Annotated in this window: 3 protein-coding genes; 2 read left to right on the top strand and 1 reads right to left on the bottom strand. The window is 44.0% G+C overall.

The window, feature by feature from the left end:
- Nucleotides 1–2020: histidine kinase (locus H6S82_RS13670; protein WP_191056317.1), on the bottom strand; the 2020-nt coding region annotated here is incomplete at its 3' end.
- 361 nt (nucleotides 2021–2381) lie between these two features.
- On the opposite strand from H6S82_RS13670, the gene H6S82_RS13665 reads away from it, so the two are divergent.
- Together H6S82_RS13665 and H6S82_RS13660 are read left to right on the top strand one after the other, a co-directional pair.
- A complete protein-coding gene (locus H6S82_RS13665) occupies nucleotides 2382–4931 on the top strand; it encodes a glycogen/starch/alpha-glucan phosphorylase (RefSeq protein ID WP_190463757.1) in 2550 nt (849 codons plus the stop codon).
- Between the two features lie 247 nt (nucleotides 4932–5178).
- A complete protein-coding gene (locus H6S82_RS13660; protein ID WP_190463645.1) occupies nucleotides 5179–6273 on the top strand; it encodes a glycosyltransferase family 4 protein in 1095 nt (364 codons plus the stop codon).
- Nucleotides 6274–6570 lie beyond the last annotated feature (297 nt).

Raw genomic sequence — 6570 nt, 5'->3', positions numbered from 1 at the left:
TAAGTTTTTGTAATGCGACTTCGACTTGTTGCCTTTCGGATATCTCTTGTTGAAGTAATCGATTTTGTTTTTCGAGTTCATTTTCAGCTAATTCCCGACTTTCTTCACTTAAAACTAACCACCAAGCAGCAATTCCTGTTAATAATAACAGCGGTACATACAAGGATATTAGTATTTCAGATATTTGAGTATAATTTAATTGGGCGCTATCTGTAATTTCCCATCTTACCAAGGAGTAAACCAAGGCAAAAATAGCACCTATTATACCAGCTATTAATAAAAATAGTTGAAAAAATTTTACAATTCTTACGCCAATTTTAGGAGATATTCTATTTGTTAAAACAACTTTTTTTAGAGGTTCTATAAAATCTTTTATGGGGTTATTAGAGGTCTTGCAGATATCGTGACATCGAGCATCCAAGCTGCAACATAAGGAACAAATCGAGCCGTCATAAACCGGACAATAAGCGGTATCGGCGAGCGAGTATTTTTGTTCGCAAATACAGCAAGTTATGAGAGAATCGGAAATGGAAATGTGGCAACGATCGTCTTTTCTGGCAATGTAGTATTTACCTTTAGTGATGAAAGCGATCGCAGGAGAGAGAACAAAAGCCAAACTCAAAGAAATGAAGGGAGAATAAGCTTGGGCATAAATGCCAAAAACACCAACAAAAGCAGCGATAGCCACGGCTGACGCGATCGCCATCGAGCCAAATCCAACTGGATTGAAGTTGTACAGATAGGCTCGTTTGAATTCGATGTAAGACGGACTTAATCCTAATGGTTTATTGATAACGAGATCGGCAACTACAGCACCCACCCAAGCGATCGCTACATTAGAATACAACCCCAATATGGCTTCTAAGGTATCAAATACTCCCATTTCCATTAAAAGTAAAGCGATCGCGACATTGAATACCAACCAAACTACCCTTCCCGGATGACAGTGAGTTAATCGGGAGAAAAAGTTTGACCAAGCTAGAGAACCGCCATAGGCATTGGTGACGTTTATTTTGATTTGGGAGATAACTACAAACAAGGTAGCAAAACCTAAAATTACCTCCGGACGAGAAAAGATATCTGCAAATCCTGCCATGTACATATGGATGGGTTCTTTAGCAATGTATGGCGGTAGCCCGCGACTAATTGCCAAAGACGCTAGGAAAGCTCCTCCTAACTGCTTTGCACCTCCTAAAATAATCCAGCCCGGCCCTGCTAAAATTAGTGCCAGCCACCACCGAAAGCGATTATTTTCTTGGCGATCGGGCAGAAATCTCAGGTAGTCTACCTGTTCCCCTATTTGAGCAATTAACGAAAAAGATACCGTTGCAGCCGTGCCAAATAATAAGGGATCGAACGCCGCTTTGCTAGGCGAATTCCCCGCAAAGTTCAGCCAATTGCTAAAGGCATCCGGTTCTTTGTAAAGGACAAAAATATAGGGCAATATCATTAAGCATAGCCAGATCGGTTGTGTCCATAGCTGCAACCGATTGATTAAGGTTACTCCATAAAAAACAAAAGGGATAATTACTAGAGAGGAAACTATATATCCAATTGCTAAAGGCAAATGAAAATATAGTTGCAATGCTTGCGCCATAATTGCGGCTTCTAGGGCAAAAAAAATAAAAGTAAAGGAAGCATAAATTAATGAAGTAATCGTCGAGCCAATATAGCCAAACCCAGCCCCTCTTGTCAGCAAATCGATATCTATATTGTATTTGGCCGCGTAGTATGCGATCGGTATTCCTGTAAGGAATATTATGGTGCTGACAACCAAAATAGCCCAGAATGAGTTACCAAAACCGTAATTGATTATCAGCGAGCCGCCTATCGCTTCTAAGGCCAGAAAGGAAATCCCTCCTAGTGCCGTGTTGGCTACCAAAAATTCCGACCACTTCCGAAACGATTGCGGAGCGTAGCGCAGCGAGTAATCTTCGATGGTTTCATTAGCAACCCAAGCGTTATAATCTCGTCGTTCCTTGACTATTTTTCTGTGATTTACGGGGGGGCGAGCGACCATAAACTCAGGAGGAGAACAAAGGTTGTCTTAACAATAACAAATATTAAGTTAGTTTTTTGTAGCTTAAAACACTTCTACTTTATAGGCACTTTTCTTAACAATTTTATCTTCCTTTTAATATAAATTAACATTATCGCAACAAGCTGCTTGCCGTCATGTATTTTAAATTTGTAGGGAAAATTTCTTTGCGGTTATTCCTCATTTAACTAGGCGATCGCCCCACATCGATCGCTTTGTTCCCTGTTCCGGAATTCCCGGTATCGCAGAGCGGTTTTTCCACCCTAAAAAAATTCCCATAAAAACAGGCAGAACAATTACGCACACTTGGAGACGCAGGATGACTCAAAGCGATTTCTCGCAAATGCAAACTGAAGAACAGACCGAGGAAGTAAACACACCCATAACCCCGACCCCCGCCATTGAAATCCAGGTGGAGGACGATCGCACCGGTATGACTGTAGACACCCTGAAACGGGCTTTTGCAGATAACCTGTATTACCTGCTGGGAAAAGATGAATCCTGGGCGACACCTCACGATTATTATACGGCTTTGGCATACACCGTGCGCGATCGCCTGCTGCATCGCTGGATTAACACGGTCAGAACATACATGAAGACGGAAACCAAGGCGGTATTTTACCTCTCGGCAGAATTTTTGATGGGTCGCCAGTTAGCGAACAATCTGCTCAACTTGGGTTTGTACGAACGCGCCACCGAAGCCATCAAAGAGTCGGGACTCGACATTAACGACCTGCGCTTGATGGAAGCGGAACCCGGACTCGGTAATGGCGGTTTGGGGCGTTTGGCGGCTTGTTTTCTCGACTCCCTCGCCACCTTAGAAATCCCAGCGGTTGGCTACGGCATTCGCTACGAATTCGGTATCTTCGATCAATGGATAAAAGATGGGGCGCAAGTCGAACATCCCGACAAATGGCTGCGTTTCGGCAACCCCTGGGAAATCCGACGCCCAGAATTAACCGTTGAAGTCAAGTTCGGCGGACATACAGAAGCTTACTCCGACGATAAAGGGAATTATCGCGTGCGTTGGATTGCAGAACGGAAAGTCTTGGGTACGCCCTACGATACCCCAGTGGCGGGATATAACAACAATACAGCCAATACCCTGCGCCTTTGGAGTGCCAGCGCTAGCGAAGACTTTAACTTCCAAGTTTTCGATAGCGGCAACTATGTCGGTTCTGTAACTGATAAAATTTTCTCTGAAAATATTTCCAAAGTACTTTATCCCAACGACAACACATCTCAAGGTAAGCAACTGCGACTAGAGCAACAGTATTTCTTCGTCAGCTGTTCTCTACAAGATATCATCACTATTCATAGACGAATTCACCCGAATTTGGATAACTTCCACGAGAAAGCAGCTATCCAACTCAACGACACTCACCCATCAATTGCCGTTGCCGAATTGATGCGCCTGTTGATCGACGAACACGATTTTGAGTGGGACAAAGCTTGGCACATTACCAAAAATACTTTCGGTTACACCAATCATACGTTGCTGCCAGAAGCTTTGGAGCGCTGGCCTGTGAGTTTGTTTGAACGTTTGTTGCCGCGTCATTTGGAAATTATCTATGAAATTAATCGCCGTTTCCTCAATGAGGTGCGTGCTAAATATCCTCGCGACGATGCACGGCTGAGGCGAATGTCGCTGATCGAGGAAGGCGCGGAGAAATATGTCCGTATGGCCCATTTAGCTTGTGTGGGTAGCCATTCTATCAATGGGGTGGCGGCGCTGCACACGGATTTGATGCAGCAGAAAGTGCTGAAGGATTTCTATCAATTGTGGCCGGAAAAGTTTAATAACAAAACTAACGGGGTGACGCCGCGCCGATGGGTTTTGTTGAGCAATCCGAAGCTGTCTGAATTGATTGCGGAAAAGATTGGCAATAATTGGGTGACGCATCTGGAGGAGTTAAGGCAGCTAGAGGGGTTTGTTGACGATCCGGAGTTTGGCGATCGCTTCTCTGCCATCAAGTATCAAAATAAGAAAGAACTGGCAGATTACATTTCCCTCTACAACAATATTGAGGTGAATCCCCATTCTTTGTTTGATATTCAAGTGAAGCGCATTCACGAGTACAAACGTCAGTTGTTGAACGTGCTGTACATCATCACGCTGTACAACTGCATCAAGAGGAATCCGCAAGTCGAAATTTTGCCGCGAACTTTTATTTTTGCAGGCAAAGCGGCACCGGGTTACTACATTGCCAAACTGATTATCAAGTTAATTAACTCGGTGGCGAAAGTTGTCAACAAAGACCCGGATGTGCGCGATCGCATCAAAGTTGTCTTCCTAGCAAATTTCTCTGTATCTTTAGGTCAGCGGGTTTATCCATCTGCCGATCTTTCCGAGCAAATTTCTACTGCCGGCAAAGAAGCTTCCGGAACCGGTAATATGAAATTTGCCATGAACGGTGCGCTAACGATCGGCACTTTGGATGGTGCTAATATCGAAATCCGCGAAGAAGTGGGAGCGGAAAATTTCTTCTTATTCGGTTTAACAGCCGAACAAGTGTTCGCCATGAAAAGTAAAGGATACAACCCGTGGAATTACTACAATTCCAATTCCGAGTTGCGGGAAACGATCGATCGCATTGCTTCCGGTTACTTTTCCCCGGAAAATCCCAAGTTGTTCGCGCCGATTGTAGAATCTCTCCTGATCGGAGATGAATATATGCTTATGGCTGATTACCAGTCTTATATTGAGTGCCAGGAAAAAGTCAGCCAAGCTTATCGCGATCGCGCTAATTGGACTCGGATGTCAATTTTCAATGTCGCTCGGATGGGCAAATTTTCATCCGATCGCACCATTCGAGATTACTGCCAAGATATTTGGCACACCAAGCCAGTTCGTATAAATTTACCAGCTTACAAACCGCTGGGTACTAGATAGTAAATTTCCCCTCCTGTAGTAGGTTGGGTTGAACTTAAACAACCCAATCTCCAATTAAAATTAAATTAAATATCTTAACTGCGCTGCTTACAAACAAGCGATTTCAACATTACTTACCTCTTTTTACTTATAACCATTGGTAGATGATATTTGCAGACGATCTCCTCTATTTTATTAGTGGGTAGCTCGTTTTTTTTCTTTTGACTTTTGACTTTTGACTTTTGACTTTTTCATAAGGGAGATTGAAATGCGGATTGCTCAGATTGCCCCTTTATGGGAAAGAGTGCCCCCTCAAACTTATGGCGGTACGGAACTGATTGTCAGCTTGTTGTGCGAAGAATTAGTACGACGCGGACATGAAGTTACTTTGTTTGCTTCTGGTGATTCGATCACTTCTGCCAAATTAGAATCCATTCACCCACGCGCCTTGCGTTTAGATCCCAGTATCAAGGAATACAATATTTACGAAATGCTGCATCTGAGCAGTGTGTACGAACGAGCGGGCGAGTTTGACATTCTTCATTCTCATATGGGTTGCGCCACCCTGCTATACACTAAGTTAGTAAAAACGCCTACAATTCACACGCTGCATGGGATTTTTACCCCCGATAACGAGAAGCTTTTTGTTCATGCTCGCCGCCAACCATATGTTAGCATCTCCAATTCGCAGCGAGAGCCAAGGCTAAATTTAAACTATGTTGGTACGGTCTACAACGGTATTAACACGAGTATTTACGAGTTTCATCAACAGCCGGAAGAACCCCCTTACCTTGCCTTTTTGGGTAGAATTTCTCCTGAAAAAGGAACGCATTTGGCGATCGAAATTGCCAAACGTTCTGGTTGGAATTTGAAGATGGCTGGAAAAGTAGATTTTGTTGATGTGGAATATTACGAACAGGAAGTCAAACCGCACATTGACGGCAAACAGATTCAATTTTTAGGCGAAGCGAATCACCCCCAAAAGTGCGCCTTGATGGGTGGTGCGGTGGCAACGTTGTTCCCGATTACTTGGCGGGAACCGTTTGGATTAGTGATGATTGAATCTATGGCGGTAGGTACGCCGGTGATTGCGATGTCGCTGGGTTCGGTGCCAGAAGTGATTGTGGATGGCAAGACTGGTTTTATCTGTAACAACATCGCAGAAACTGTCGCTGCTGTCGATCGAGTTGGTGGGATCGATCGGTACACTTGTCGGGAACACGCAGTCAAGAATTTCAGTATGGAAAGGATGGCGGACGGTTATTTAGCAGTCTATCAAAAAATATTGGCCGAACGCTTTGCTGAAAACGGTCACGTCCACCGACATTCTAACTTGACATATATCAACCAAAATCCGAGATAGTAAGCCTCCAGATCGCGATCGCTTTTGGCGAATAGCTTTGGTATCCTCAATACGATGTATTTGAGGATACCAATTTTTTTGATAAAAAGCACAAGGGGAAAATTGAGGTGATTTCCGAACTGGGAGAGGGAACTGAGTTTGCGATCGTACTCCCGCACATTCTATGCGATCGGACTGTCGATCGAACCTAAATAGAGGATATCAACCGGGTAAAATACGGATGAAAGGGGCTGTGTAAAGTCGCCAAGGACTCTCAAGCTAAGGGAAGGAGGAGATCTCGTCAACCCCCTTTTTGAG

It is taken from the genome of Planktothrix sp. FACHB-1355 (assembly GCF_014748295.1).
GTDB classification, from domain to species: Bacteria; Cyanobacteriota; Cyanobacteriia; order Cyanobacteriales; family Aerosakkonemataceae; genus Aerosakkonema; species Aerosakkonema funiforme_A.
This window is presented reverse-complemented; position numbering and strand designations above follow the sequence as displayed.